The organism is Halosimplex rarum (assembly GCF_047715405.1).
In the GTDB taxonomy this organism is placed as follows: domain Archaea; phylum Halobacteriota; class Halobacteria; order Halobacteriales; family Haloarculaceae; genus Halosimplex; species Halosimplex rarum.
Window position 1 is genome coordinate 1,524,006 of sequence record NZ_CP180412.1, and the last position, 24,813, is coordinate 1,548,818.

Here is a 24,813-nt window from a genome sequence, read left to right on the forward strand (position 1 = left end):
CGCTTACATCCCGTCGTCCGTCTCGGTCGACTCGTCCATCGTCTGGTCGCCGCTCATTCCGTCGTCCATCCCGTTCTCCGTTTCGTTCATCTCACCGTCCGTCTCGTTCATCCCGCCCATTCCGGCATCTGTCGCTTCCATTCCGCCCATGCCGCCGTCGGTCTCGGTCATCTCGCTCATTCCGTTGTCCATCCCCTCAGTCGTCGTCTCGTCCATTCCGCCGTCCATGCCGCTCTCGCCGTCCATGGAGTCCTCATCGTCCATCGACTCAGTCATCGATTCGTTGTCGTCCATCGATCCGTCGCCGTCGTCCATGGAATTCCCACCCTCGTCCATCGAGCCCTCGCCGGGTTCGGTCGTCTGGCTGTCACTGCCGTCGTCGCCGCCGGTCGAACAGCCGGCCACTGCGCCGGCCGCGACGGTTGCGATCGCGCCACTCACGAACGTGCGTCGAGTCGTCTCGTCTGCCATGATTCGTTCGCGTCGGCGCCCGGATCGGGGATAAGGAATTTTCAAACTCTGCTCGGAGGCCCCGCAAACTCCGTTCGGACCGCGTCCGGACTCCCTTCGAACTCCGTTCAAAATTCGGCCGGGCGACCGCGCCGCTCAGACCAGCAGCGTGTCGAGCGCGTCGGGGACGACGAGCACGTCGCTCCCCGGTTCGACGGCCTCGTCGACGGACTCGCGGGCGTGCATCAGGCACGCCTCGACCACGTCGGGGCTGTCGCTGTTCGTGACGTAGATGTCGTGGTCGCGTAGCGCGCGGGCGACGACGAAGGCCCGCTGAGCGCCGGGCTCGTAGCCCTCCAGCATCTCCGCGTAGAGCGCCTGGGCGCTCTCGGCCGACGAGAGCCGGTCGTAGAACCGGCGCTCGCCCGTGCCGTCGCCGGCGCCCTCGGGGAGCGCTGCCGGGATGACGACGCGACCGCCCTCCCGCAGGGGGTTGTGCGCACCCAGGGTCACGTACGTCGCCGCGCGCGTCGTCTGGTAGAGGTTCGCGTCCTTCGGGGCGCCGACGCCGGCGACGACCACGTCGTATCCGTCTTCGACGGGAGTCGCGAGCGCGTCGCGGGCCGTGTCGGCCAGGTCACGGACGACCGAGCGCGGGTCGCCCGCCGCCGCACCGAGGATCCCGCTCGGACCGTGAGTGACGTTGAGCGAGAACTCGACGCCGACGAGGTCACCGGCCGCGTCGACGAACTCCCTGAACGGGTTGTCGTCGACGCGGCCGAGGCGGACGCCCTCCCGTCCGAGTAGCTCCGGGCCGTGGGAGTAGCCGATCTGCGACTCGCCGCCGGCGCCGACGACGACGGTCTTCGCGCCGCCGGAGAAACCGGCGTACTGGTGGGGTTCGACCATCCCCGTGGCGAGGACGGTGTCGGTCTTCGCCAGCGTCTCGTTGATCTCGATCGGCGTTCCCTCGATCGTTCCCGCCTCGACGGTCGCGTCTGGGTCGTGATTCCGCGCGAGGTCGGCGTGGTCGCCGAGCGCCTCCTCTATCTCGGCGTCGCTCATCGGCCGATGGAGGCCGAGACCGAGGACCACCGTGACCTGCTCTCGGGCGACGCCCGCGACCGCGAGTTCGTCCAGGAGCACGCCGAGCAACACGTCGTCGGGCGTCGCGCGAGTCACGTCCGTGACGACGATCCCGACGGTGTCGTCCGGGTCGACGCGGCGGGCGAGGCGCGGGCCGTGCGGGTCGGCGACGGCCGCCTCGGCCGCCTCGCGGACGTCGACCGGATCGCCGCCAGGTGGGCGACAGACCGTCACGTTGCAGTCCGGGAGCGAGACGGAGACGGTCCCCTCGCCCAGTGGGAGTTCGACAGGCACGGCCGGTCCTACGGCGCCCCCGTCCGAGAGCCTACCGGTCACACAGACGTGACCGAGAACGAAGTGACGGCCCTCAGTCCGTCGCAGTCGTGCGCTGTAACCGCTCGAACCGGCCGACGATCGACGGGAGCGCGACGATGCCGAACGCGAGCGCGGCGTTCGCGACGCTCGCGACGGCCAGTTGCGTCTCGATGGCTTCGACGACGATCAGCGCGACGCCGACGAACCCGACGCCGGCGACGTTGACCATCGCGCGCTCGGCCCGGGAGCGGAATCGCTCGGCGCTGGTCTGCCAGAGCGCGCCGGCGAGACCGCCGACGCTGCCGCCGATCGCGAGCGCCGCGTCGCCGGTCTCCGTGGTCACGAGGACGGCGGGGACCGAGAGGACGACGGCGAGTCCGAACACGACCGCGGCCCCCTCGTCGATAGCGACGGCGAGCACCCCGAGCATCACCAGCCCGACGGCGAAGCCCGCGAGGATGTCCCCAAGGTAGTGAACGCCGAGGACGACGCGGGAGAGCCCGATGAGCGCCACCAGCGCACCGACCCCGAGGATCGTCCGTCGGTCGCGGTACTCGTCCATCGCGATGAGCGCGCCGCCGTAGACCGTCGTTGCGGCGATGGCGTGCCCGCTCGGGAACCCGACGGGGCTGGGTTCGATCGGATAGCGCTGGACTGCGGCCGGCGGCCTCGGTAAGCCGAACCAGTACTTGAGCGCGAGCGTCACCGAGACAGCAACGAAGGCCACGCTGATCACGGCCAGCAGTTCCCGACGCCGCCGCTGGTCGTTCCAGTACGCGAGCGACAGGCCGACCATCAGGAACTTCGCGCTCCCGAGGAGCGTGATCACCCAGAACACCGGTACGAGCTCTGCCGGCACCGCCTCGCGGATCGCGCGACTCGCCTCGACCAGCCGGATCATACCGTGTTCCCTGCGGCGACGGGGCTTATATCCTTTCCTGAGGGGCCGCAAGAGCGGTCAGAATCTAGGTATAAAAGTCCGCCACGCGGTGAAAGTGGAACCGAAACCGACTGATAACTCCTCGCCACGGAGTGAAAGTGAACCGTTCGAGAACTAGTCATAAATGTCCGCCTCGGAGTGAAAGTGGAATATCCAAACCTAGACATAAATGTCCGCCACACGGTGAAAGTGGAGCGACGGCTCTCTAGTCAAAAGTGATAGCCACGGGGCGAAAGTGAAATTCGACGTGCTGTCTCCGCTCGACGACAATTGTGCGTATCGAGGAGAACCGAGGCTGTCGATGAACTCCGACGCTCTCGTCGAGAACCGGAGGCGGTCCGATTTACCGCGCCCAGTCGACCATGCGGCCGTACGTCTCGTCGGTACCGAGCGCCTCGGCGTCGCCGACGAGGACGAGCGCCTTCTTCGCCCGGGTGAGCGCGACGTTGACGCGGCGGTAGTCCTCGAATATCGGGCTCTCCAGCGACCCGGTCGCGACGAAGGAGATGACGATGACTTCCTTGCTCGACCCCTGGAAGCGGTCGACCGTGTCGACGGCGACGCCGTCGGGCACGTGCTTGCCGATCTCGGCGACCTGCGCCCGGAACGGCGCGATGACGCCGATCTCCTCGGCGGGGACGCCCGCCTCGCGGTACGCTCGGACGGTCTCCGCGACGGTCGCCGCTTCGGTGGGATTCGTGTTCCCCTCGGCGCGGCCGTCGGGGTCGACGAACGCGACCTGGTTTCGGAGGTGGCCGGGGAGCGCCTCGACGTCGACGCCGGACAGGTCGCGGAGGTGCTGGGCGGCCACCTCGCCCGTCGCGGGCCTGAGCTGGCCGTCGTAGAACTCCCTGGACGCGAACGCCTGGATCCGCTGGGCCATGCGGTACTGCCGGGCGAGCATGACCGAGGCGTCCGGGTAGCGTTCGATGAGCCGCTGGAACAGCGACCGCGAGAGCGTCGCACCGGGCGCGGGCGCGTCGTCGTCGTCGCCCGCACCGCCGTCGGCTCCGGTTTCCGGTTCCGGCTCGTCGGCCTGGACGACCGGCGGCAACTGCTGGTGGTCGCCGACGAGGACGAACCGTTCGGCCAAGTTCGTCGCGGCGAGCGTGCCCGGTTCGGTGAGCTGTCCCGCCTCGTCGACGACGGCCACGTCGAAGTCCTGTTCGCGCATGATCCGGGACCCGCAGGTCGCCGTCGTCGCCGCGACGACCTGCGCGTCCCGCAGTTCCGCGACTCGCTCGTCGGGGTCGCCGGCGCGTTCGAGACGGTACTGTTGCATGTCCTCGCGGACGCCGCTCTCCGTGCCGACGCGGACGAACTCCTCGAATCCCTGGTCGACGAGCGCTTCGAGCGCGTTGTCCACGGCTCGGTTCGTGAACGCCGACAGCAGCACGCGCTCGCCGTCCTCGACCAGTGCTTGCACGATGTGTGCCAGCGTATACGTCTTCCCGGTGCCCGGCGGGCCGTGGATTATCGCGCAATCTTCGCAGCCGACCGACAACCGCACGGCCTCGTTCTGCGCGTCGTTGTTCTCGATGTACGTCTCCGCCACCTCGTCGAAGTCGAACTCGGGCTCTCGGCGACCGAACAGCACGTCCTTCTCCGCCTGCGATTGGGTGAGAATCGCGTCGTGCAGCGCCGTGAGCATCCGGTCGGTCGACAGCTCCGAGGGGTAGACGTCGATACGACGCAGTTCGACCGGTTCGTCGGCGGTGACGACGATCTCCGGGCGGGGATCGGTGTCGCCCCCACTGTCGTCGCCGCCCTCGTCGTCGACGTCACCGCCCAATCGCTCGACCCGGGCGAGTTCGGCCTCCCCGCGGATCGGGTCGCCGTCGCTCGCGAGCACGAGGTCGCCCTCGCGGATCTTCGAGACCGCGCCGGTTCCGCGGGCGCGCAGCTCCCAGTTGCCGCCGTCGAGTTCGCGTCGTTCTGTCGGTTCGAGGTCCACGAGCGCGCGGTCGTCGTCGGCCCGTTCCTCGGGCGTCTGCTCCCAGAGCTTCGCGTACTCGCGGTGGACCGCGCGGCGCTCGCGCTCGATGGACTGGTACACTCGATCGAAGTACTCGCGCTCTTCGTCCGGGACGGGTGACCCGACGACCCCGGCCTTGGACTCCTGGTCCAACCGGCCGGAGACGGCCATGCAGGTGTCCTGTTCGAAGCAGTACTCGCATTTCGCGTCGGCCTCGTAGCCGGTCGGGACGCTCGCGTCGTACTCCATCGCGGCCAGGGCGTTTCGCGTCCGCAGGACGAACTTCAGGAAGCCCGAGCCGATGGAGAACTCCTTGGCCGGCGAGAGGTCGCCGGTCTCCTCGTTGCGCTCGACCGCGGCGTTCTTGGTGTAGAGCAGGGTGCCCGTATCGGGCGGTTCGCCCCGGCGCTCGCCGAGGATGAGCGCGTAGCAGGTCGCCTGCACCTTGTCGTGAAAGCGGGGTTCGCGCTTCGTGTTCTTCCCCGTCTTCAGTTCGACCGGCATCCCGCGGCGGACGGCGTCGGCCCGTCCTTTCAGCCCGTACGTCTCGCTGACGAGCGTCATCTCGGAGCGCCACTCGTCTTCGTCCGTGAGGGTCCCCTGCTGGAGCCAGCCCTCGATGGCCGAGGCGTTCTGGCGCACTTCCTCGCGGACCTCCTCGGCGCTCCGACCGAGCATCCCGAGTTCGAGGCCGGCCTCCTCGACCCGTTCGTCGATGGACTCGTCGAGGTCCCGCCCTCTGAGCAGGTCGCCGAACACCTCGTGGACGATGGTCCCCTTGACGACGGGGTAGGCGTTGGGCACCCCGCCGATCTTGTTGAGGTAGTACATCCGCGGGCACTGTACCCACGAGCGCACGTCTGTCACGTCCACGAGGAAGTCGGGCTCGACGACGACCATCGAGTCGCCGGTCGTCGAGAACTGCTGTTCGCCGCGGTACTCCCGTTCCTCGGGGTTCGTGACGGCCAGTTCCATCCCGGGTTCGAGGTACGTCGCCGTCTCGGTCCACTTGTCCCAGAGCGTCACCGTGGTCGGTTCGCCCCGCCCCCGGTCGGGCCGCAGGCTCACCTCGACGAGTTCGCTCTCGCCGTACTGTGTCGAGACCGTCTTCGGGTCGCTCACGTCGACGACGACGCCGCGGAGTGTCACGCTCAGTTCTCGGGACGGCCGCGGGAAAAACGCTGTCGGTTAGACGGGGTCGTCGCCACCGGCGTCGGGTCTGCCCCCGCCCGACCGCTCGGGCGTCGGTCGCCCTTCGCGGCCCTCTTCCTCGGCGCCGTCCGCGCCGCCGGATCGGTCTCCGCCCTGGGAGTCGCCCAGATCGGGCGCGTCCGGCGAGACGGCGGGCACGTCGACCGCGGCCAGCGCGTCGGCGATCACGTCTTCGGGGTCGACGCCCTCGACGGTCGCCTCGGTCGTGAGGACGAGCCGGTGGGCCATCGTCGCGCGAGCGAGTCGCTTCACGTCGTCCGGCGTCGTGTACTCGCGGCCGGCGACCACCGCTCCCGCTCGTACGGCCTCGAACACCCGCTGGACGCCCCGCGGCGAGACGCCGATCTCGGTCCGCTCGTCGGCACGGGTCTCCCGCGCGATGTCGATGATGTACCGCCGCACCTTATCGTCAACGCGCACGTCCTCGGCGAGGTCCTGGAGGGCGAGCACCGTTCCGGGACCGACGACGGGGTCGACGCTCGGCGCGAGCGACCGCCGGTCGGCGCGCTTGTCGAGCAGATCCATCTCGCCGTCCACGTCGGGGTAGCCCATCGCGGTCTTGACCGCGAAGCGGTCCCGCTGGGCTTCGGGCAGGCGGAACGTCCCCTCCTGCTCGACGGGGTTCTGCGTCGCGATGACGACGAACGGCTCCGGCAGGTCGTGGGTCGTCCCGTCGACGCTGACCTGGCGCTCCTCCATCGACTCCAGCAGCGCGGCCTGGGTCTTCGGCGGCGCGCGGTTGATCTCGTCGGCCAGCACGACGTTCGTGAAGACGGGCCCCTGGGCGAACTCGAACTCCCGCTCGTGCTCGTTGTAGACGTTCGAGCCCGTTACGTCCGCGGGAAGCAGGTCGGGCGTGAACTGGACGCGAGTGAACCCCAGCCCCAGCGATTCCGCGAGCACGCGCGCCAGCACCGTCTTGCCCGTCCCCGGCACGTCCTCGACGAGCACGTGCCCGCGAGCGATGACGGCCGCGAGCGTCTCGAACAGCACCGACCGCTCGACGACGACAGCCTCCTCCACCCGTTCCACCACGTCGAGGCACACCTCCGTCGCCTCGTCGACGGTCAGCTCCTCCTGGTCGGCCATGGCCGTTCCGTGTGACGCCACCGACATGAATCTGTGCGATCCCCGACTCGGAACCGCGAGGCCGGACGGTAGCGGCGGATTCTGGGTGACCTATCCGCGGAGTAGCGCCGCCAGTACGAGCGTGCCGACGACGGCGGCGGTCATCGCTGCCGTGTTGCCCGCCGGTCCCAGGGCGGTCGTCCGGAGCGCGTACAGGCCAGTGGCGCCCAGCACGGCGACCGCACCGATCCCGACGGCGAAGACGCCGTGGTAGAGCTCCAGCCGCCGGGTCTCCGGGCGGTGGCCCAGCTCGGCCGTGAGACCGAGGCCGAACGATCCCGCGTCCCACACGACGAGCGCGCCGGCGACGCAGGCGAACACGAGCGGCGCGGGGAGTCCGGCACTGTCCGCGCCGATAGCGGCTATCACCAGACCCGCGGCGGCCAGCGCCGGTCCGCCTGCTCGGTCGGGGAACACGTCCAGGCGGACGGCGATCAGCGCCAGGCCGACGACGACGAACACGGCCAGCGGCGCGAGCAACACGGCGACCAGGAACAGTATCGGACTGAGGAGGACGAGCACGGCCGTCTGCGGGACGACGCCGAAGACGAGGGCCACCACGTAGCCGGCACCGGCGATGGCGCCCGCGACGGTCCGGGTCTTGCGCTCGTCGAACTGCCGGGTGATCTGCCGGGCGCCGACGGCGACACCCGCCGCGAGGAGCGCGAGCGTGCCCACAGCGAGTAGCGGTCCGAGGACGTACACCGACGCGAGCGCGCCGACGACCGTCGCCGCGCCCGGAACCAGCCCCAGCGCCGGCGACGACGTCGCGAGGAAGACCAGCGAGACGAGCGCGGTCCCGACCCCGCCCAGGGCCGTCAGCGTGAGCGCGCGCTTGGCCCGGCCGAGGGTCGCCCGGACGGCGTCGCGTCGGTCGCGCGGTGTCAACTGCACGATCGGGAACGCACGGAGCGAAACCCTGACCGCAGCGGCGACGAGGCCGACGACCGCCAGGACGCCGATGGCTGCGGCCGTCGGGTTCGACGCCGCGGTCGTCCCGGTCGCGAGCTGCCAGCAGAGGAACAGGCCTGCCAGGACGATCCCGCTGCCGAACAGCCAGCAGAGGCCGAACACGTACGAGAGAATACCCTGCGAGAGCGCGGACTCCAGCGGCTCGTCGCTGGCGACGTCCGCCCAGCAACTCGCCGTCCCGAGCAGCGCGAGCGCGAAGCCGCCGATCAGCAGGGTCTGCCCGCCCGGATAGAGGGCCACGAGTACGCCCAGCAGTATCGCTCCGGGGAGGAAGCAGAGGTGACCGACGATCTTCTCGCCGAGGGTGTCCCTGTCGAGCAGGGCGACGCCCGCCGCCGCCAGCCCCGAGACGAGGGCGAACCCCGTGAGGAAGGTCGGTCGGCCGACTGCGAACCCGGCCGCCAGCGCGAGCGCGACCACCGTCACCGCGACGATGCCGAGGCTCGTCTCGCGCGGTCGCCCCTCGTCGCCGACGGCCGACGGTCTGTCGAGGCGGGGGCCGAACGGCATCAGCGCGCACCTCCCGTGGCTGCACCCGCGGGCCGGCGCGCCTCGACGGCGAGCGCGTACTCCAGGACGAGCGCCAGCGGCGTCCCCCGGCGCCAGTCGATAGTCCGCGCCCCGCTGGACTGACACCGCGCCAGGCGAGTCCGCCGCCGGACGGCGTCGAGTTGACCGCCGACGGTGGTCCCCGACACCACGTCCGGCGAGAGGGCGATCCGCGAGCGACCGAGCGCGCCCCACGACGAGACCGCCTGCGCGGGTTCCTCGTCGAGCAGCGGCGAGATCAGCGCGAGCTGCGAGCGCGGACTCGCGAGTTCGGCGACCTTGCGGAACTGGTAGCTCGGGTCCACGTCGCTGGGGACGTCCACCTCGACCGCCCGCTCGATGCTCGCCAGCAGCCGCGAGCGGTGGTCCGAGCCGGTCCCCGGCGACACCCAGTCCAGCCCACCCGGTCCCGAGGTGTCGCGGCCCACCACCGCCAGGCCGACGTCGTGGCCGACCCGCAGGAGCGCGGAGACCGTCCGGACGGCGGCGTACGCCGAGCGCTCGACGGCCGTGGGTCGGCCCGGTCCGGCCGCGACCCGACAGACGTCGCGGGCGTCGAGGACGACCACGACCGAGGTCGAGACCCACCGCTCGTAATTGACGGTCGCGAGTTCGCCCCGCTGGGCGTACTGGCGCCAGTCGATCCGGTCGGCGGCGTCGCCGTGACGGTACTCCCGCGTCGAGTGGAACTGGACGCCGCGCCCCGGCTGATCGCTCGTGAGCCGGCCGACGAAGTCGTCGCCGCGGTCTGCCAGCGGCGGCGCGTCGGCGTCCAGCCGGCAGACCAGTCGGTCGTCGCCGACGGTCGCGAGGGCGGTCGTCGCGACCATCCCCGCGCCGCCGGAGCGGAGCCGCGCTCGCGGCCGCTCGAAGTCGTACTCGCCGCGGCGGGCGACGACCGTGTACTCGACAGTACAGGACTCGCCGGGTTCGAGTGTCGTCCCCGCCCGCGGCGACCCGTCGACGACCTGCAGGTCGTCCGGCACGGGGTCGACGACGCGCAGGTCCGACAGCGTCCGGTCGCCCTCGTTCGTCGCGGTCACCGTGACCGTGACGGGGCGGCCCGGCGGCGCCGGCGTGGGGTCGACCGTCCGCTCGACCGCGAGCGAACGCGGCGAGTCCACGGTCGAGATCGTGCCGTAGGCCACGTAGACGAGCGGGACGGCGGCGGCGAGCACGAGCGCGGCGCTGCGGTTCCACAGCCCCGCGACCGCCAGGACGAGCGTCGCGGCGACCGCACCCCGCCAGCGGACGCGACGCCTACGCATCTTCCCACACCTCCCCGACGAGGTTCGCGACCGCCGCGTCACCGTCGCTCGCCTCGTCGGTGTCCTCGACCGCGCTGGCGGTGGTCCCTTCGCCGCCGGATTCGTCTGGCGTCGTGTCGGCGGTCGTACCGGCGTTCGCGTCGTCAGCGTTCCCGTCGGCAGCGTTCGCGGCCGAGCCGGCGCGGCGCGACGCGCTGGCAGACTGGAGCGTTCCGTCCGCCGAGCGCTGGAGGCTGCCGAACGCCGGCGCGAGCGTCGGCACCGTCCGCGGGGCCCGCTGACCGACGACCGGCGGGAGTTCCGCGTCGGCCGCGTCGGCGACGGCCCCGACCGCCCGCGCCGCCTGCCGGCGGACGATCCGCTCGGGGAACAGCCACGCCCGGATCCGCCCGCGAAGCGACATCGGGGGCCGCTCGACGCGCTCGTCGATGACCGCCGCAGCCATCGGGTCGTCTGTCCACGCGCCCGACGCGAGGAGGTCCGCTACCGCCTCGCGGTCGGTCCCGCCCGCGACGAGGACGCGCGTCAGCGTCTCCCGGAGCGGCGGACGGACCACCTCGAACCCGTCTTCGACGGTCTCTCCCGCGGCCGCCCGCTCGCAGGCGTCGTCGACCAGTTTCGCGAACGACTCGCCGGTCACGTCGGCCGGGTCGGCCGTCTCCTCGGGCGTCCCGGGGACGAGCGCGCCGTCGTCGGTCCACGGCGCCGGCGCGACCGTCTCGTCGTCGTCGCCCGAGCGATAGAGCTTCGCGACCGCGACCGCGCCGCCGAGGAGCGCGACGACCGCCGCGCCGGCCCCGGCCTCGGAGGCGGTCACGGGCGTCAGCAGCACGGCCAGCGCGAGCGCCGTGGCGATGGCGACCGTCCCGATCAGGGCCGCCAGCGCGACGAGGACTCGCTTCACGCGTCCTCGCCCTCCCGCTCGCGTTCGATCGATTCGAAGGCCTCGCGGGCCCGCTCGCTCCGATCGCTCGACGAGCGGTCGCCGTACTCCACCTCGCGGAAGGCCTCGGTGAGGACCCGCACCGGCCGCTCGGGGAAACCCCGTTCGATGGCCGCCCGCGACACTTCGCCGGGGGTCGACTGGCGCCACGAGTTCGGACGCACCCACCGCGCGAACCGCCGCCAGAGAGCTCGGAGCGACCGATGCGCGCGGCTATCGTCGGGGTTCGTTCGCCGACCGCCACCTCCCAGGTCGAGTCCGGCGTCAGCGTCGGTGTCCCCGTCACTGTCGGACTCCTCGCGCGTCCACCAGCGATAGGTGAGAAACGCGACGAACAGCGCGACGAGCGATCCCAGGAATCCGAGCGCGCCGAACCGCACGGTGAGTGCGGCGACGAACGCGAGCGCGAGGATTGTCGTGACGACGCGAGCGACGGAGAGGCGAGTCGTCGCGAACGCCCGAACCCGTCCCGGGAGCGCCCGGAGCCAGCCCCACAGCCGCGCGGCGAGCCCGCGGACGGACAGCGGGAGCGCGGCGATACGGGCCGCGAGCCGGCCGAGCACTGCCCACGCCCTGTCCAGCGCGACCGCGACCCAGTCCGCGACCGCGAGAGCCGTCCGGCGGACGAACGCGACGAGCGCCTGCAGGGACTCGGCCAGCGAGCTCCCGCCCGACTGGACCCGCTGGCGGTTCAACAGGGCCGCACCGAGCAACACGACGCCCGTCGAGACGAGCAACCCGAGCAGTTCGCCGACCACGAGGCCGACGAACATCGTCGCGACACCGGCCCACACGAGGGCCGCGCGACGGGCCGCCCCACGTCCGCGAACGCGGGCAGTGACGCCCACGCCGACGACACCGACGAGGAGGAGAAACGCGCTCGGCGTGATCGTCGCCAGGTACGCGCTCCACAGCGACGTCGTCGCGGTCTGTCGCTCGGTCCGGACCGTGACGGTCTGTCGGGGGTCGGCCGGGAGCGCGAACCCGACGCTGCCGCCGTCGTCCGTCCGTCCGATTCGCGAGCCGTCGAGGGAGACGCGGGCCTCGGTCACGGGCGGTCCGCCCACGGTCGCGTTGACGAGCGCTGGTTCGCCCGGGAAGGGGAACCCCTCCTGGGGTACCACTCTCGCGTCGAGCAGCCACACGTCGACGGTCGTCGAGCCCGCGAAGTCGCCGCGCTCGACTGCAACAGTGACCTGTTCCCGGTCCCGGGGGACGGTGAGTTCGTAACTGCCGTTCGCGGTCGTTTGCCCGACGCGCTCGCCGTCGACGCTGACGGTCGCGTGCCGCATGGGCACGCGCTCGACCGTCGCGACGAGGGTCACGGTCTCGCCGGGGTAGGGTTCGCCGCCGACGGTGACGTTGACCGACCCGTGGACGGCGTACGGCGCGGTGTCGTTCTCCTCGTCGTCGGTCGGCTGCGTCGACTGTGCCGGCGCACTCTGGCCTCCGGCGTCACTCCCGCCGAGCGCCAGCGGACTCGCGTCCAGTGGATCGAGGGTCGACCGGAGCGAACTCGCTCGACTCGGCCCGTCGACGGCCGACTGCGCTTCGTCCTCGTACTGCCGACGGAAGAACTCGCAGTCGGCGCCGGGCATCTCGACGGTCACGTTCATCTCACGCGTGTACGGCGCTCGGCCGGTCACGCTGCCGCTCTCGTCGGTCCGACCGACGAACCGTTCGCCGAACCAGACCGGTACGTCCGCGGCGGGTTGCAGGTCGTCGTAGACGCTCACTTCGACGGTCCCGCCGGGGATCGGTTCGTTCTCGACGACGACCCCGCAGCCCCGTTCGGTCGGCGGTGCGTCGCCGCCCGGGATCGGGATCGGGTCGCCTTCGTCGCGAATCACGTCGCCCTCGCCGTCACCCTGCCCCTCACTATCGCCGTCTGCTCCCTCACCGTCCCCGTTCGCCCCCTCGCCGTCGCCCTTCTGCCCACCGCCGCCACCGTTCCCGTCGCGACTCCCCGCACCCCCTCCGGCGGTCTCCCGGGCTTCGCCGGATCCGCTTCCGTCGCCGGATTCGCCGTCGCCCTCGCCCGAACCCTCCCCGTCTCCGAACCCGCCGCCGGCATCGCCGACGACGCCAGCGTTCGGGACGATCGGCGCGACGAAGGCCGCGACGACGAGCCCGAGGAGACAGAGGACGACGAGCGCGACCTGTCGGCGGTCGACACCTGCGGCTCCCGCGCCCGCCTCCCCGGCCGCGTCGCCCGTCGCGTCTGTCTCTGACACCGTTGTGGCCCCACTCGTCCGGCGCCGGACGGGTCCGGTCGCCGGGCTGTTGTACACCTGTCAGGTGTCCCGGATTATCAAACGTCCGGTCCGCCGGTTCGCTCCGGCGGTGCCCGGTTGGACAGGGGACCGTGGCCACGCGGCGATCCGGCGGCGAACGGGCCGACCGCCGACGCGCGGATCGAGCCGAGAACCCGGCGTCTGGACGCTGATCGACCGAGACCGATGCCTTCATTCCCACCGGCGTCCAAGGCGCGACCGACATGCGCGTCCGCGACTGGCAGGATATACTGGAGGACGTCGTGGAAAGCGACGCCGAACCGAACGGCTGGCGCGCGACCGGCGGCGACCGCGCGAGCGGCATCGGCGAGGACCTGTACTTCGGCCACCCTTCGGTCGGGGTGTTCCACGTCAAGACCTACGCGAAGAACCCCTACGAGGTGCAGGGCGTGGGCGCCGAGGTCGCGCGGAAGATCGACGACGAACTCGACCCTCTGTTCCCGGAGGAGCCGGGCGACGGCGGGATGTTCGGCGTCCGGCAAGGGATGGAAGACGAGGACGAGGACGAGGCCGAGGACGCGGCCTCCCGGCTGGAAGACGTCGTCCAGGCGCACGCCGACGCGCCGACGACGCCCGACGCCCTCTTCGAGGACGTGATGGACGCCCTCGACTCGCCGGCGTACGGTCCGATGGAGTACGACCAGTACGGCCGCCCCGACTCGGTTGACGAACTCGCGGACACCTTCGACGAGGCCGAAGAGCTACTCGACACCGAACTCGACGACCTGATCGACGAATCGGTCGACCGGGGCTTTCAGTGATGGGCGCCGCCGACCGCGTTCGGGCGTACTACGACGCGCTCCGCGCCGGCGAGGCGCTCGGTCCCTTCTTCGCCCGGGACGAGGACGTCGTCAAGGTCGGCATCTCCGAGCGGCTGGTCGGCGGCGAGGAGGTCGCCGACGGCCTGCGCGAACAGACGGAGACGACGACCGGCTGGCAGGTCGAGAGCAGCGACCTGCGCGTCACCGAGCGCGACCGCCACGCCTGGTTCGCCGACCGCGTCTCGCTCTCGTGGACCGACACCGAGCGACAGATCCGCTACGAGTTCGACACGCGCTGGAGCGGGACGCTCGAACGGCGTGACGGGGCCGAAGACGCGGACGACGAGACTCCCGACGAGCGCTGGCTGTTCGTCGGCATGCACGTCAGCACCGCGAGGGACCTCGGATGAGTCGGGTGGGATCGTCGCTCGGGTGGTGTCGGTGGTAGGGCCCATCTCGGACGAGGAGCGGTCGTCGTTCAGCCGGCGCGTCACCGTCGGCGTGACTCTCCTCGTCGGCGCGTCCGGCGGACTCGTCGCGCTGCAGGTCGACCCCACGCCGCTGCAGGCGCTGGGCGCCGTCGCCCTCGGACTGGTCGTCGGCTACCCGCTCGCGCGGTTCGTCGTCCCGACCGGTTCGTCGCCGGCGACCCGCCAGCGTCAGCGCCGCCGCGAACAGCGACGCCGCATCGAGGAGAACCCGTTCGCCGACGGGGGCGACGACGAGGAGAGCGACGACGGGAGCCAGTCGAACGGTGACGGCGGCGGAGCCGGTGCGGGGTCGCGGTCGCGCGACCGCGGTCGGCGCTGATCGGTATCGGGATCGAAGTCGAAAACCGGTTTCTGCGACGTTACTCGCCGACGCGGGCGAGCCACACCGCCGGGTCGTCGAGTTCGGCGTCTGTCGGTAGGTTGGCGGGGTCCTCCCAGACGACGGAGGCGCCGGCGATGCCGCGGCTGTCGGCGACGGCGTCGAAGAAGGCCTTGCCGCGCTCGTACTGGCGGCGCTTCATCCCGAGACCGAGCAGTCGGCGGATGACGCGAGCGACTGGGCCGCGGCCGCGGCGGCGCGCCTCGACCTTCTCGCGGAGGTCCGCGTACTCGTCGTCGAACGCCCGGTCCATCACGAGTTCGGCGTACCCCTCGACGGCGGTCATCGTCGTGTCGAGTTCCTTGAGCGCGTCGCGGTCGAGCGACCCCTCGCCGAGGGCCGCCACGGCGCCTTCCATGGTCGTTTCGAGGTGGTCGGAGAGCCACGGGGCCGCGCCGAACTCCGCGGCGTGGGCGACCTCGTGGAAGGCGATCCACCGGCGGAACCGATCGAAGTCGACCTCCAGATCGGCCGCCACCTTCTCGATGTTCGGGTGGACGAAGTACAGCGCGTGGTCGTCGCTCTCGGCGAGCAAGAGGGGGTCGTACTGCCCGAGGACGTTGTTCCCGAGGAAGGCGAGCGCGACGCTCATCGTCCCGGTGTTGACGACGCGGCTCGCGCCGGGGAACATCGTGACCTGCTCCTCTAGCGGTCGCATGACGCGCTCGAACGTGGCGACGTTGGCGTCGATCCAGTGGTGGCGGTTCTGGATCTCGACCATCTCGGGCAGGTCGAAGTCCACGGCGGCGACCGACCGGACGCGGTCCCGGGCGTCGCGCACGTCGTCGGCGTACCCCGCCTCCTCGGCCTCGGTCAGGGCCAGCGAGCCCGGGTCGGTCGACGCCTTCGCGGCGTCCGCGACGGAGCGCCAGTCGACCGGGCCGTCGCCCGACGCCGTCGTGACAGCGCGGACACTCTCGTACAGTCCCATACTCGAATCAGGTGACGCCGCCGGATATGCCTTCTCCCCGCCCGGTCGCGGTCAGAACCGCGCCAGGAGGCCGCTGCTCTCCGCGTCTTCGGCTTCCGTCATTTCGAGCGCGGGCTCGCCCGACCCGCCGAGGAGTCGCCGGATCGCGACGACGGCGAGGATCATCCCGGCGAAGGTGAGGACGATCCCGAACGGGTTCGACCCGTCGTCGGTCGCCGTCTCGATCCCCTCGTCCCCGTCTCCACCGAACGGGAGGCCCCCCAGTCCGCCCGTTTCGGCGGACTCGGCGTCGCTGTACGGTGCGTTCGCGGTGAACTCGGCGTCGTCGAGGTGAACTTCCAGAAGCGTGAACTTCGCCATAGGTGACATTCGGCGAGCGACCGGAAAGGGGTTTCGCCGGCAACAGCCGGTCCCCAGACCCCGCCCGACTCCGGCTCCGCGCCGACATCCCAACCCTTCTTGGGTTCGCCCCTCGACCCCCGGATATGGCACCGGAGATAACGAAAATAGAGAGCACGGAGTTCAGCTACGAGATACCGGACATGGGGACGGACCAGCACGGGTTCAACCTGGTCTACGAACCCGGGAGCAGCGTCGAGCGGAAACTGTTCGCGATCGAGGTCCACACCGACGAGGGGATCACCGGCGAGTACGTCGGCGGCAACTCGCCGGGCGCGGCGCAGTACAACACGTTCGCGAACTACCTCATCGGCAAGAATCCGCTGGAGCGGGAGAAACACTGGTCGGAGGTCAAACGCGCCCTCCGCAAGTACGACCGGATGGGCATCGGCCCCATCGACATCGCCCTCTGGGACTTCGCCGGAAAGTACTACGACGCGCCGATCCACGAGCTCCTGGGCACCTACCGCGAGCGCATCCCCGCGTACGCATCGACCTACCACGGCGACGAGAACGGCGGGCTGGAGACGCCCGAGGACTTCGCCGACTTCGCCGAGGAGTGCCAAGACATCGGCTACGACGCGTTCAAGATCCACGGCTGGGGCGGCAGCGACGGTTCGCGCGACCTCGACCGCGAGGTCGCGGCGGTCCACGCCGTCGGCGAGCGCGTCGGCGACGAGATGGACCTGATGCACGACCCCGCCTGCGAACTGGAGACGCTGGCCGACGCGCTGAAGCTCGGTCGCGCCCTCGACGAGGAGGGATTCTACTGGTACGAGGATCCCTACCGCGACGGCGGCATCTCCCAGCACGCCCACCGCAAGCTCCGCCAGCAGCTCGACACCCCGATCCTCCAGACCGAGCACGTCCGCGGGCTGGAGCCGTTCACCGACTTCATCGACGCAGAGTCGACGGACTTCACCCGCGCCGACCCCGAGTACGACGGCGGCATCACCGGCGCCATCAAGCGCGCTCGCGTCGCCGAGGGTCACGGCCTCGACGTCGAGTTCCACGCGCCCGGCCCCGCCCAGCGCCACTGCATCGCCGCCGTTCGCAACAGCAACTACTACGAGATGGCGCTGGTCCACCCGGACGCGCCGAACACGACCCCGCCCGTGTACGCCGGCGACTACGAGGACCAGCTAGAGACCGTCGACGACGAGGGCACGGTCCCGGTCCCCGACGGTCCCGGCCTCGGCGTCGATTACGATTGGGACTACATCGAGGCGAACGCCACCGGCAGCGTCCACACCTACGAATAACGGTCGCGTCGGCGTCCCACCCCCTCTCGCTCGCGTTCGACCGCTTTCGCCTGCGATCTCCCGTTCTCGTCCGGTATCGTTCGTTCTCGCCCCAACGCTGATTAGCCGTCCGACGGAGTCCCGGCCATGGACGAGTACGAACCGACCTGGGCGTCCCTCGACGCCCATCCGGTCCCGGAGTGGTACCACGACGCGAAGCTCGGCATCTTCATCCACTGGGGCGCCTACTCCGTCCCCGCGTGGGCGCCGAAAGACGCCGACATCACCGCCTCGGAGGGGTCGCCCTACGCCGAGTGGTACCCCTACTACATGTACGAGGAGGGCTCGGAAACCTACGAGTACCACCGCGAACAGTACGGCGAGGACGTCGAGTACGACGACTTCGTCGACGAGTGGGACGCCGAGAACTGGGATCCGGAGCGCTGGGCCGATCTGTTCGCCGACGTGGGGGCTCGCTACGTCGTCCTCACGGGCGAGCACCACGACGGGTTCCCGCTGTGGGATTGCGCCTACACCGCCCACGGCGCCGCCGAGCGAGGGCCGGAACGCGACATCGTGGGCGACCTGGCGGCCGCCGTCCGAGAGCGGGACCTCCGGTTCGGCGCCTCCTACCACGCCAACTACAACTACTACCAGTCGGGCTTCGACGGACCAGAGGGCCACCCCGCGTTCCCCCGTGGACCGCTCGGCGAACCCGAGACGACGCCCGGCCAGGAGTACGTCGACTACATGAACGCCAAACACCGGGAGCTGATCCGGAAGTACGACCCCGACCTCCTGTGGTTCGACACGCCGACCGCCGACAGCGACCACTTGCGCACGAAGGAACTGATCGCGGAGTTCTACAACGACGCGGCCGAGCACGGCCGTGGCGTGGTCGTCAACGACCGCGCCGGGGTCGACGCTATCGGGACGACGATCGATCCCGACAGCGACCCAGCGGAGATCCACGGCGACTTCTTCACGCCGGAGTACCACACGCTCGAGGAACCCGCCGACCGCAAGTGGGAGGCCTGCCGCGGCATCGGCCACTCGTTCGGCTACAACCGCGCCGAGGGCGAGGGCGACCACCTCTCGGCGGGCGAGCTCGTGCGGACCTTCGTCGACGTGGTCTCGAAGAACGGCAACCTCCTGCTCAACGTCGGGCCGAAGGCCGACGGGACGATCCCCGCCCTCCAGCGCGAGCCGCTCCGGCGACTGGGCGCGTGGCTCGACGTCAACGGCGGGGCTATCTTCGGCTCCCGTCCCTGGATCGCCGCCGAGGACGACCGGAGTGACGTACCGGTCCGGTACACGTGGCGCGACGGCACGCTGTACGCGACGGCGTTCGAGTGGCCAGGTACTGACCTGTCGCTGGCCCCCTCGACCGCGGCGGCGAACGCTCGGGCGACACTCGACGACGCGGCGCTGCTGACGGCGGACGGCCCGCTCGCTTGCGAGGTGACCACCGACCGGGACGGTGCGACCGTCGCCCTCCCCGAACGGCCGGCCCACGACCACGCTTTCGTCGTCCGATTCGACGGCGTGACCTGCCCCGAGCGTTGACAGGTCGACCACGAAACGGCCAAGACCCCTCCCCGTCATGCCGGAGACATGCCGAACTACCGCGCAGGGATCATCGGTGCCGGTGGGATCGCAGGGCTGGGTATCCTGGGGATGCACGACGAGGAGGACATCGGTGAGAAGAAGTTCACTGCCAGCCACGCCGGCGGGTACGAGGCCGCCGAGGACATCGAACTCGTGGCCGTCGCCGACGTCGACGAGGAGAAACTCGACCGGTTCGGCGACGCCTGGGACATCCCCGAAGAAGGCCGCTACGTGGGCCACGAGGCCATGCTCGAATCAGAGGACCTGGACGTGGTCTCGGTGTGCACGCCGTCGTATCTCCACCACGAGCCCGTCGTCGACGCGGCCCGCTCGGCCGCCGACCCGTCCGCGATCTGGTGCGAGAAACCGATCGCGTCCTCGGTCAGCGACGCCAACGAGATGGTCACCGTCTGCGACGAGACCGACACCGAACTCGTCGTCAACCACTCGTTCCGGTTCACCGAGAAGCAGCGACGGCTGGCCGAACTCGTCCGCGAGGAGGACCTCCTCGGCGAGGTCCACTCCGTCTCGATGCAGTTCCGGATGGAACTACTGCGCAACTCGACGCACCTGCTCGACACGCTGGTGCAGTTGCTCGACGCCCGCGCCGAGCGCGTGGCCGGGCACATCACCGGCGAGAACGAGGCCGTCGATAGCCTGGAAGCGGGCGAGACGGTCGACGACGCCGGCGGCGGCGGGTTCGTCGTCATGGACGACGGCTCGTTCGCGACCGTCGACTGCACGATCCCGCGCGCGGACTCCTCGATGACGATGCAGTTCGTCGGCAGCGAGGGGAAGCTCTACCTGAACAACGACGACGGCGAGTGGCGCTACTGGCGCCTCGACGACGGCGACCACGTCGAGGTCGACCTCGCCGAGTACGGGATCGAAGGCGCCTGGACCTGGGAAGAGGACTACGAGCGCGCGTTCCCCAACGCGGCCCGACACATCCAGGACGTCCTCGACGGCGAGGCCGAGAACCGCTCGCCCGGCGACGTGGCGACCCGCTCGCTGGAGATCATCGTCGGGTTCTACCTCTCGCACTACACCGGCGGACAGGTCTCGATCCCGCTGGACCGCCCCCTGCGGGACGTCGAGATCACCTCGTGGTAGACGAGGACCCGGCGAGCGGCGGATACGGTGTCAGCCGCCGGTAGCCACGTTCAAGGCGGTTCAGCCGTAGATGGCCCCATGGACGAACCACACCGCGCGTTTCTGGACGATCTGCTCGCGACTTCCAGCCCATCGGGGTACGAGGTTCCCGGCCAGCGGGTCTGGGTCGACTACGTCGAGGCGTTCGCCGACGAGGTCCGCACCGACGAGTACGGCAACGCCGTCGCGGTCCACGAGGGCAGCGACGACTGCGACACGTCGATCGCGTTCACCGGCCACGGGGACGAGATCGGCTTCATCGTCCGCGAGGTCACCGACGACGGCTTCCTGCGGATCGGGCGGGTCGGCGGCTCGGACAAGACCGTCGCACAGGGCCAGCACGTGACCGTTCACACCGACGACGGACCGGTCCCCGGCGTGATCGGCCAGATGGCGATCCACCTGCGGGACGGTGACGACGGGGACGCGCCGGACATCGCCGAGCAACACGTCGACGTCGGCGTCGCCGACGGCGAAGACGCCGCGGATCTCGTCGAGGTCGGCGACCCGGTGACGTTCGAACAGCGCGTGCGCGAACTCGAAGACGGGCGGCTGACCGCCCGGGGGATGGACAACCGCGTCGGGATCTGGGCGGCCGCCGAGGGGCTGCGTCGGGCCGCCGAAGCGGACGCCGAGGCGACCGTCTACGCGGTCAGCACGGTCCAGGAAGAGGTCGGTCTGCAGGGCGCGCGGATGGTCGGGTTCGACCTCGACCCCGACGCCGTGATCGCCTGCGACGTGACCCACGCGACGGACTCCCCGGGCGTGCCGGGCAAGAAGTCGACCGGCGTCGAACTCGGCGAGGGACCGGTCGTCGCTCGCGGGAGCGCGAACCACCCGGCGCTGGTCGCCGCCGTCCGGGACGTGGCCGACGAGCGGGACGTCGACGTCCAGTTGCAGGCGACGGGGTCGCGGACGGGGACGGACGCGGACGCTTTCTACGTCTCCCGCGGCGGGACGCCGACGCTCAGCCTCGGACTGCCGAACCGCTACATGCACACGCCCGTCGAAGTGATCGAGGCCGACGACCTGGACGCGACGGCGGACCTGCTGGGCGCGGTGGGCGCGCGGGCGGAGTCGTACGCGCCGTTCGACGTGGGGCTGTAGCCGGTCTCCGCGGTCGGCCGAGCGACGGCGGTACGCGGCGATCCGGGGCTCGAATCGGGGTGTCGAGGGTCGATTGGGCAAGCGGTACGTTTATGCACGCGACGACAGGCAGTTCGGGTATGAGTGGACGACCGCTGGACGTACTCGAGGCGTCGCTCGGCGAGGAGGTCACGGTTCGTCTGAAGGGCGGCGAGGAGTACGTCGGCGACCTCTCAGGCTACGACCAGCACATGAACCTGGTCATCGAGGACGACGAAGACACAACGATTATACGCGGCGATAACGTCGTCTCGATCAACCCATGACTGGCGCAGGAACCCCGAGTCAGGGGAAGAAAAACACCACGACACACGTCAAGTGTCGCCGGTGCGGTGAGAAGTCGTATCACGTCAAGAACAAAGTCTGTGCGTCCTGCGGGTTCGGCGACTCGGCCAAACGCCGGGACTACGCCTGGCAGGACAAAGCGGGCGAGTAAGGAATGCACGAGAAGTGCGGCGTCGTCGGCATCTCGACTACCGACCGTGACGTCGCCCGCCCCCTCTACTATTCGCTCTACGCCCTCCAGCACCGCGGCCAGGAGTCCGCCGGCATCGTCACGCACGACGGCTTCCAGCAGTACGAACACGTCGAGATGGGCCTCGTCGGCGACGTCTTCGACGAGGACGACCTCGACTCGCTCAATGGTTCGAACGGCATCGGTCACGTCCGCTATCCCACGTCGGGGAGCGTCAACAACTGCTGTGCCCAGCCGTTCTCCGTCTCCTTCAAGAGCGGGTCCCTCGGACTCGCCCACAACGGCAACCTGATCAACACCGACGAGATCCGCGAGGAACTCGCCGGCCTGGGTCACGCCTTCACCTCCGACGGCGACACCGAGGTCATCGCCCACGACCTGGCGCGCAACCTGCTCGAAGAAGACCTGGTTCGCGCGGTCAAGCGGACGATGAGCCGCATCCACGGCTCGTACTCGCTGACGATCACCCACGACGAGACGGTCCTCGGCGTGCGGGATCCCCAGGGCAACCGCCCGCTCTGTATCGGCGAGCTCGACGACGGCTACGTCCTCGCCTCCGAGAGCGCGGCCATCGACACGCTGGACGGCGAACTCGTCCGCGACGTGCGCCCGGGCGAACTCGTCGTCCTCCACGACGACGGGACCGGCTTCGACACCTACCAGCTCGTGGAGACCGAGAACACCGCGAACTGTTTCTTCGAACACGTCTACTTCGCGCGGCCGGACTCGGTCATCGACGACGAGCTGGTCTACGAGGTGCGACGCGACCTGGGTCGCGCACTCTGGGAGGAGTCGGGCATCGAGACGGACGTCGTGATGCCCGTCCCCGACTCCGGGCGCGCGTTCGCGTCGGGCTACGCCGACGCCGCCCCCGAGGGCGTCGAGTTCGCCGAGGGGCTGATGAAGAACCGCTACGTCGGGCGGACGTTCATCATGCCGACGCAGGACGAGCGTGAGCGCGCGGTCCGGCTGAAGCTCAACCCGATCAAGAGCACGGTGGAGGGCAAGACCGTCACGGTCATCGACGACTCCATCGTCCGCGGGACCACGTCCTCGCAGCTCGTCGAACTGCTCTACGAGGCGGGAGCCGAGGAGGTCCACGTCCGCATCGGCGCGCCGCCGATCATCGCGCCCTGTTACATGGGCATCGACATGGCGAGCCGCGAGGAGCTCATCGCGGCCGACCGCTCGGTCGAGGAGATCCGCGAGGAGATCCGGGCCGACTCGCTGTCGTACCTCTCCATCGAGGCCATCGCCGAGTCGCTCGGCAAGAGCGACTCCGACCTCTGCCTGGGCTGCGTGACCGGCGAGTATCCCTACGACATCGAGGGCGAGGAGACGGACCGCGAGGTCCAGCGACCGGCCGTCGGCCACTCCTCGGCCGACGACTGAATCGTCCTCCCGTTCGCCGGACGGGAGCGCCGCTTTCTCTCCCGATCAGAAGAAGTTGAGCACGTCGATCCCGACCTCGAAGTGGTCGAGGACGACGTAGCCGAGGTAGATACCGACGATCCCGAGCACGCCGGCCGCGTTCGGCGGCGCGGGGATCGGGACGTTCAGGAACCGAAAGACCGCGCCGGTCAGAAAGCCTGTCAGCAAGGCGAGCGCCACAGTCGAAGCCGAGGTCATGCCGCCTCTACAGACGGTCGCTACTCACTTCTTTCGACACGGTCCGGCCGCTCGGTCGGCGAATCGCCTCGGCCGAGGCTAGCCGGTTCGGGTCCCGCAAAAGGTGGGTGGGTGTGGGGTGGGTGGGTGATGTGGCACCGAACTGGTGCCGCACATGTCTCTAACCGCGAGGGAGTAATAAAACCACCGACTTAATTATCGGATATGATAATGTCTCGCCCATGCACGAACAGAAATGGGGACCTGCAGTAGTTTGAATGTCAATTCCCACCTCTACGATCCGGCTCCCGATATCATCTCTGTTAATGGGAGAACAACGTATTTGCGGCGGCTCTCGAAAGAGAGACCGATGAAACGGACCGGCCAGTCAGACGACGGGATCCCTCGGTGGGCGGTACCGTGACCGACGCCGGACCGGCCGTGCTCGTCGTCGACGACAATCAGATCATCGCCGACACTTACGCGCAGTTCCTCACGGACGACTACGAGGTCCAGGCGGTCACGAGCGGATCGGCGGCGCTCGAAACGCTCGGGCCGGCGACCGAGGTAGTCGTGCTCGACCGGCGCATGCCGGGCCTGTCCGGCGACGAGGTGCTGACCCGGATCGCCGACCGCGCGATCGACTGTCGAGTGGTCGTGGTCACCGCGGTCGAACCCGACGTCGACGTCGTCGACCTGCCGTTCGACGGCTACCTGGTCAAGCCCGTCGGTCGCGACGAGCTGGTCGCGTCGGTCGACGAGATGGCGCGGCGGGCGGACTCCGACGACGCGCTCCGGCAGTTCCTCGCGCTCGCCTCGAAGAAAGCGACCCTCGAAGTCCGCGCCGACGACGGCGAACTGGCCGAGAGCGACGCCTACGCTCGCATCGAGGAGCGACTCGCGGCAAAGCGCGAGGCCCTCGGCGTCGAGACCGAGACGCTGGAGCGAGTCGTCGGCGGCGACGCCCCCGACATCGCCGAGGTCGACCACACCGACCCGCTGCGAACGGACTGAGACCGTCCGCGTGGCCCCGCTCGTCGCACAGCTACGTCTCTCGACGGGTAGCGTCGGTAGGACGTTTGCGTGGGTGCAGTTCCGATGGGCCCGATTCGCTTCGCCCATCGGCCCCATCGGCGTCACACTCGATCCGCTCGCGTGACTCCCAAGGGAGTGCACCTGCAGCGTGGTCCGCGGTCAGAGAAGCGGCGGGGCTGTCGCTCGGGACGTTGCTTCGGTAGGAAGTTTGCGTGGGTGCAGTCCCAAGGGAGTGCACCTGCACTGTGGTCCGCGTGAGCGGACCGGTAGTGCGTGGGACCGGATTTGAACCGGCGGACCCCTACGGGACAGCGCCCTCAACGCTGCGCCGTTGGCCTGGCTTGGCTACCCACGCACCGGGTGTCTGTCTGCCTGCGATTATTGCTTGCCCTGGCCCCGATAAAAGCCCTTTCGTTTACGTCCGACGACTCCGGTCATCTGTCAGGTCATGTCGA

Annotated in this window: 23 protein-coding genes and 1 tRNA gene; 11 read left to right on the forward strand and 13 right to left on the reverse strand. The window is 70.0% G+C overall.

Annotation, left to right across the window (positions count from 1 at the left end; all coding sequences use genetic code 11):
• Positions 1–3: 3 nt before the first annotated feature.
• The 9 genes from ACMGFH_RS07335 to ACMGFH_RS07375 all read right to left on the reverse strand — a co-directional run bounded on the left by ACMGFH_RS07335 (position 4) and on the right by ACMGFH_RS07375 (position 13,072).
• A complete protein-coding gene (locus tag ACMGFH_RS07335) occupies positions 4–471 on the reverse strand; it encodes a hypothetical protein (protein WP_415382270.1) in 468 nt (155 codons plus the stop codon).
• 135 nt (positions 472–606) lie between these two features.
• Complete coding sequence (locus tag ACMGFH_RS07340; RefSeq protein WP_415382272.1) at positions 607–1,830, reverse strand: lactate racemase domain-containing protein; 1,224 nt, start codon at positions 1,828–1,830, stop codon at positions 607–609.
• Positions 1,831–1,903: 73 nt separating this feature from the next.
• A complete protein-coding gene (locus tag ACMGFH_RS07345; protein ID WP_415382273.1) occupies positions 1,904–2,752 on the reverse strand; it encodes a phosphatase PAP2 family protein in 849 nt (282 codons plus the stop codon).
• A gap of 382 nt (positions 2,753–3,134) precedes the next feature.
• A complete protein-coding gene (locus ACMGFH_RS07350; RefSeq protein ID WP_415382275.1) occupies positions 3,135–5,915 on the reverse strand; it encodes an AAA domain-containing protein in 2,781 nt (926 codons plus the stop codon).
• 39 nt (positions 5,916–5,954) lie between these two features.
• Positions 5,955–7,067, reverse strand: coding sequence for an AAA family ATPase (locus tag ACMGFH_RS07355; protein ID WP_415382276.1), 1,113 nt, complete (start codon positions 7,065–7,067; stop codon positions 5,955–5,957).
• Positions 7,068–7,157: 90 nt separating this feature from the next.
• On the reverse strand, positions 7,158–8,588 hold the full coding sequence (locus ACMGFH_RS07360) for a glycosyl transferase (RefSeq protein WP_415382278.1): 1,431 nt from the start codon (positions 8,586–8,588) through the stop codon (positions 7,158–7,160).
• Complete coding sequence (locus ACMGFH_RS07365) at positions 8,588–9,895, reverse strand: DUF58 domain-containing protein (protein ID WP_415382279.1); 1,308 nt, start codon at positions 9,893–9,895, stop codon at positions 8,588–8,590. The genes ACMGFH_RS07360 and ACMGFH_RS07365 overlap by 1 nt, the downstream gene beginning before the upstream one ends.
• On the reverse strand, positions 9,888–10,799 hold the full coding sequence (locus ACMGFH_RS07370) for a hypothetical protein (RefSeq protein WP_415382280.1): 912 nt from the start codon (positions 10,797–10,799) through the stop codon (positions 9,888–9,890). Before ACMGFH_RS07370 ends, ACMGFH_RS07365 begins: the two co-directional genes overlap by 8 nt.
• Complete coding sequence (locus tag ACMGFH_RS07375; RefSeq protein ID WP_415382281.1) at positions 10,796–13,072, reverse strand: DUF4129 domain-containing protein; 2,277 nt, start codon at positions 13,070–13,072, stop codon at positions 10,796–10,798. The genes ACMGFH_RS07370 and ACMGFH_RS07375 overlap by 4 nt, the downstream gene beginning before the upstream one ends.
• Before the next feature lie 263 nt (positions 13,073–13,335).
• Here ACMGFH_RS07375 and ACMGFH_RS07380 point away from each other — a divergent pair, with 263 nt between their 5' ends.
• The 3 genes from ACMGFH_RS07380 to ACMGFH_RS07390 are packed head-to-tail and all read left to right on the forward strand — an operon-like array spanning position 13,336 to position 14,703.
• Positions 13,336–13,893, forward strand: a complete 558-nt coding sequence (locus ACMGFH_RS07380; protein ID WP_415382282.1) for a hypothetical protein — start codon at positions 13,336–13,338, stop codon at positions 13,891–13,893.
• Positions 13,893–14,303 carry a nuclear transport factor 2 family protein gene (locus tag ACMGFH_RS07385; RefSeq protein ID WP_415382283.1) on the forward strand — a complete coding sequence of 137 codons (411 nt, stop codon included), beginning with the start codon at positions 13,893–13,895 and terminating at the stop codon, positions 14,301–14,303. Before ACMGFH_RS07380 ends, ACMGFH_RS07385 begins: the two co-directional genes overlap by 1 nt.
• 31 nt (positions 14,304–14,334) lie before the next feature.
• Positions 14,335–14,703: a hypothetical protein gene (locus tag ACMGFH_RS07390; RefSeq protein WP_415382284.1), complete on the forward strand. Its 369-nt coding sequence runs from the start codon at positions 14,335–14,337 to the stop codon at positions 14,701–14,703.
• A gap of 40 nt (positions 14,704–14,743) precedes the next feature.
• On the opposite strand, the gene ACMGFH_RS07395 is transcribed toward ACMGFH_RS07390, so the two are convergent.
• On the reverse strand, positions 14,744–15,694 hold the full coding sequence (locus ACMGFH_RS07395; RefSeq protein ID WP_415382285.1) for a zinc-dependent metalloprotease: 951 nt from the start codon (positions 15,692–15,694) through the stop codon (positions 14,744–14,746).
• Between the two features lie 51 nt (positions 15,695–15,745).
• Positions 15,746–16,054 carry a hypothetical protein gene (locus tag ACMGFH_RS07400; RefSeq protein WP_415382286.1) on the reverse strand — a complete coding sequence of 103 codons (309 nt, stop codon included), beginning with the start codon at positions 16,052–16,054 and terminating at the stop codon, positions 15,746–15,748.
• Positions 16,055–16,179: 125 nt separating this feature from the next.
• Between ACMGFH_RS07400 and ACMGFH_RS07405 the strand changes: the two genes are divergently transcribed.
• From ACMGFH_RS07405 to purF, 7 genes are all read left to right on the forward strand, one after another.
• Positions 16,180–17,355 carry an enolase C-terminal domain-like protein gene (locus tag ACMGFH_RS07405; protein ID WP_415382288.1) on the forward strand — a complete coding sequence of 392 codons (1,176 nt, stop codon included), beginning with the start codon at positions 16,180–16,182 and terminating at the stop codon, positions 17,353–17,355.
• Positions 17,356–17,481: 126 nt separating this feature from the next.
• On the forward strand, positions 17,482–18,900 hold the full coding sequence (locus tag ACMGFH_RS07410; protein ID WP_415382290.1) for an alpha-L-fucosidase: 1,419 nt from the start codon (positions 17,482–17,484) through the stop codon (positions 18,898–18,900).
• A gap of 48 nt (positions 18,901–18,948) precedes the next feature.
• The gene (locus ACMGFH_RS07415; RefSeq protein ID WP_415382291.1) at positions 18,949–20,055 is read left to right on the forward strand and encodes a Gfo/Idh/MocA family protein; all 1,107 of its coding nucleotides are present in this window, start codon (positions 18,949–18,951) and stop codon (positions 20,053–20,055) included.
• 78 nt (positions 20,056–20,133) lie between these two features.
• Positions 20,134–21,201 carry a M20/M25/M40 family metallo-hydrolase gene (locus tag ACMGFH_RS07420; RefSeq protein ID WP_415382293.1) on the forward strand — a complete coding sequence of 356 codons (1,068 nt, stop codon included), beginning with the start codon at positions 20,134–20,136 and terminating at the stop codon, positions 21,199–21,201.
• Between the two features lie 119 nt (positions 21,202–21,320).
• Positions 21,321–21,506 carry an LSM domain-containing protein gene (locus tag ACMGFH_RS07425; RefSeq protein ID WP_274323039.1) on the forward strand — a complete coding sequence of 62 codons (186 nt, stop codon included), beginning with the start codon at positions 21,321–21,323 and terminating at the stop codon, positions 21,504–21,506.
• Positions 21,503–21,676 (forward strand): 50S ribosomal protein L37e, encoded by a 174-nt coding sequence (locus ACMGFH_RS07430; RefSeq protein WP_415382295.1) that lies wholly within the window; start codon positions 21,503–21,505, stop codon positions 21,674–21,676. Before ACMGFH_RS07425 ends, ACMGFH_RS07430 begins: the two co-directional genes overlap by 4 nt.
• Positions 21,677–21,679: 3 nt before the next feature.
• A complete protein-coding gene (purF, locus tag ACMGFH_RS07435) occupies positions 21,680–23,107 on the forward strand; it encodes an amidophosphoribosyltransferase (RefSeq protein ID WP_415382297.1) in 1,428 nt (475 codons plus the stop codon).
• A gap of 45 nt (positions 23,108–23,152) precedes the next feature.
• Here the strand turns inward: purF and ACMGFH_RS07440 are convergent, their stop codons facing one another.
• Positions 23,153–23,344: a XapX domain-containing protein gene (locus tag ACMGFH_RS07440; protein ID WP_415382299.1), complete on the reverse strand. Its 192-nt coding sequence runs from the start codon at positions 23,342–23,344 to the stop codon at positions 23,153–23,155.
• Between the two features lie 399 nt (positions 23,345–23,743).
• On the opposite strand from ACMGFH_RS07440, the gene ACMGFH_RS07445 reads away from it, so the two are divergent.
• Entirely contained in the window at positions 23,744–24,337 is a 594-nt protein-coding gene (locus ACMGFH_RS07445) for a response regulator transcription factor (RefSeq protein ID WP_415382301.1), read from the forward strand.
• Between the two features lie 291 nt (positions 24,338–24,628).
• Here ACMGFH_RS07445 and ACMGFH_RS07450 read toward each other — a convergent pair.
• Positions 24,629–24,713: transfer RNA gene (locus ACMGFH_RS07450), tRNA-Leu, on the reverse strand.
• Between the last annotated feature and the right edge of the window lie 100 nt (positions 24,714–24,813).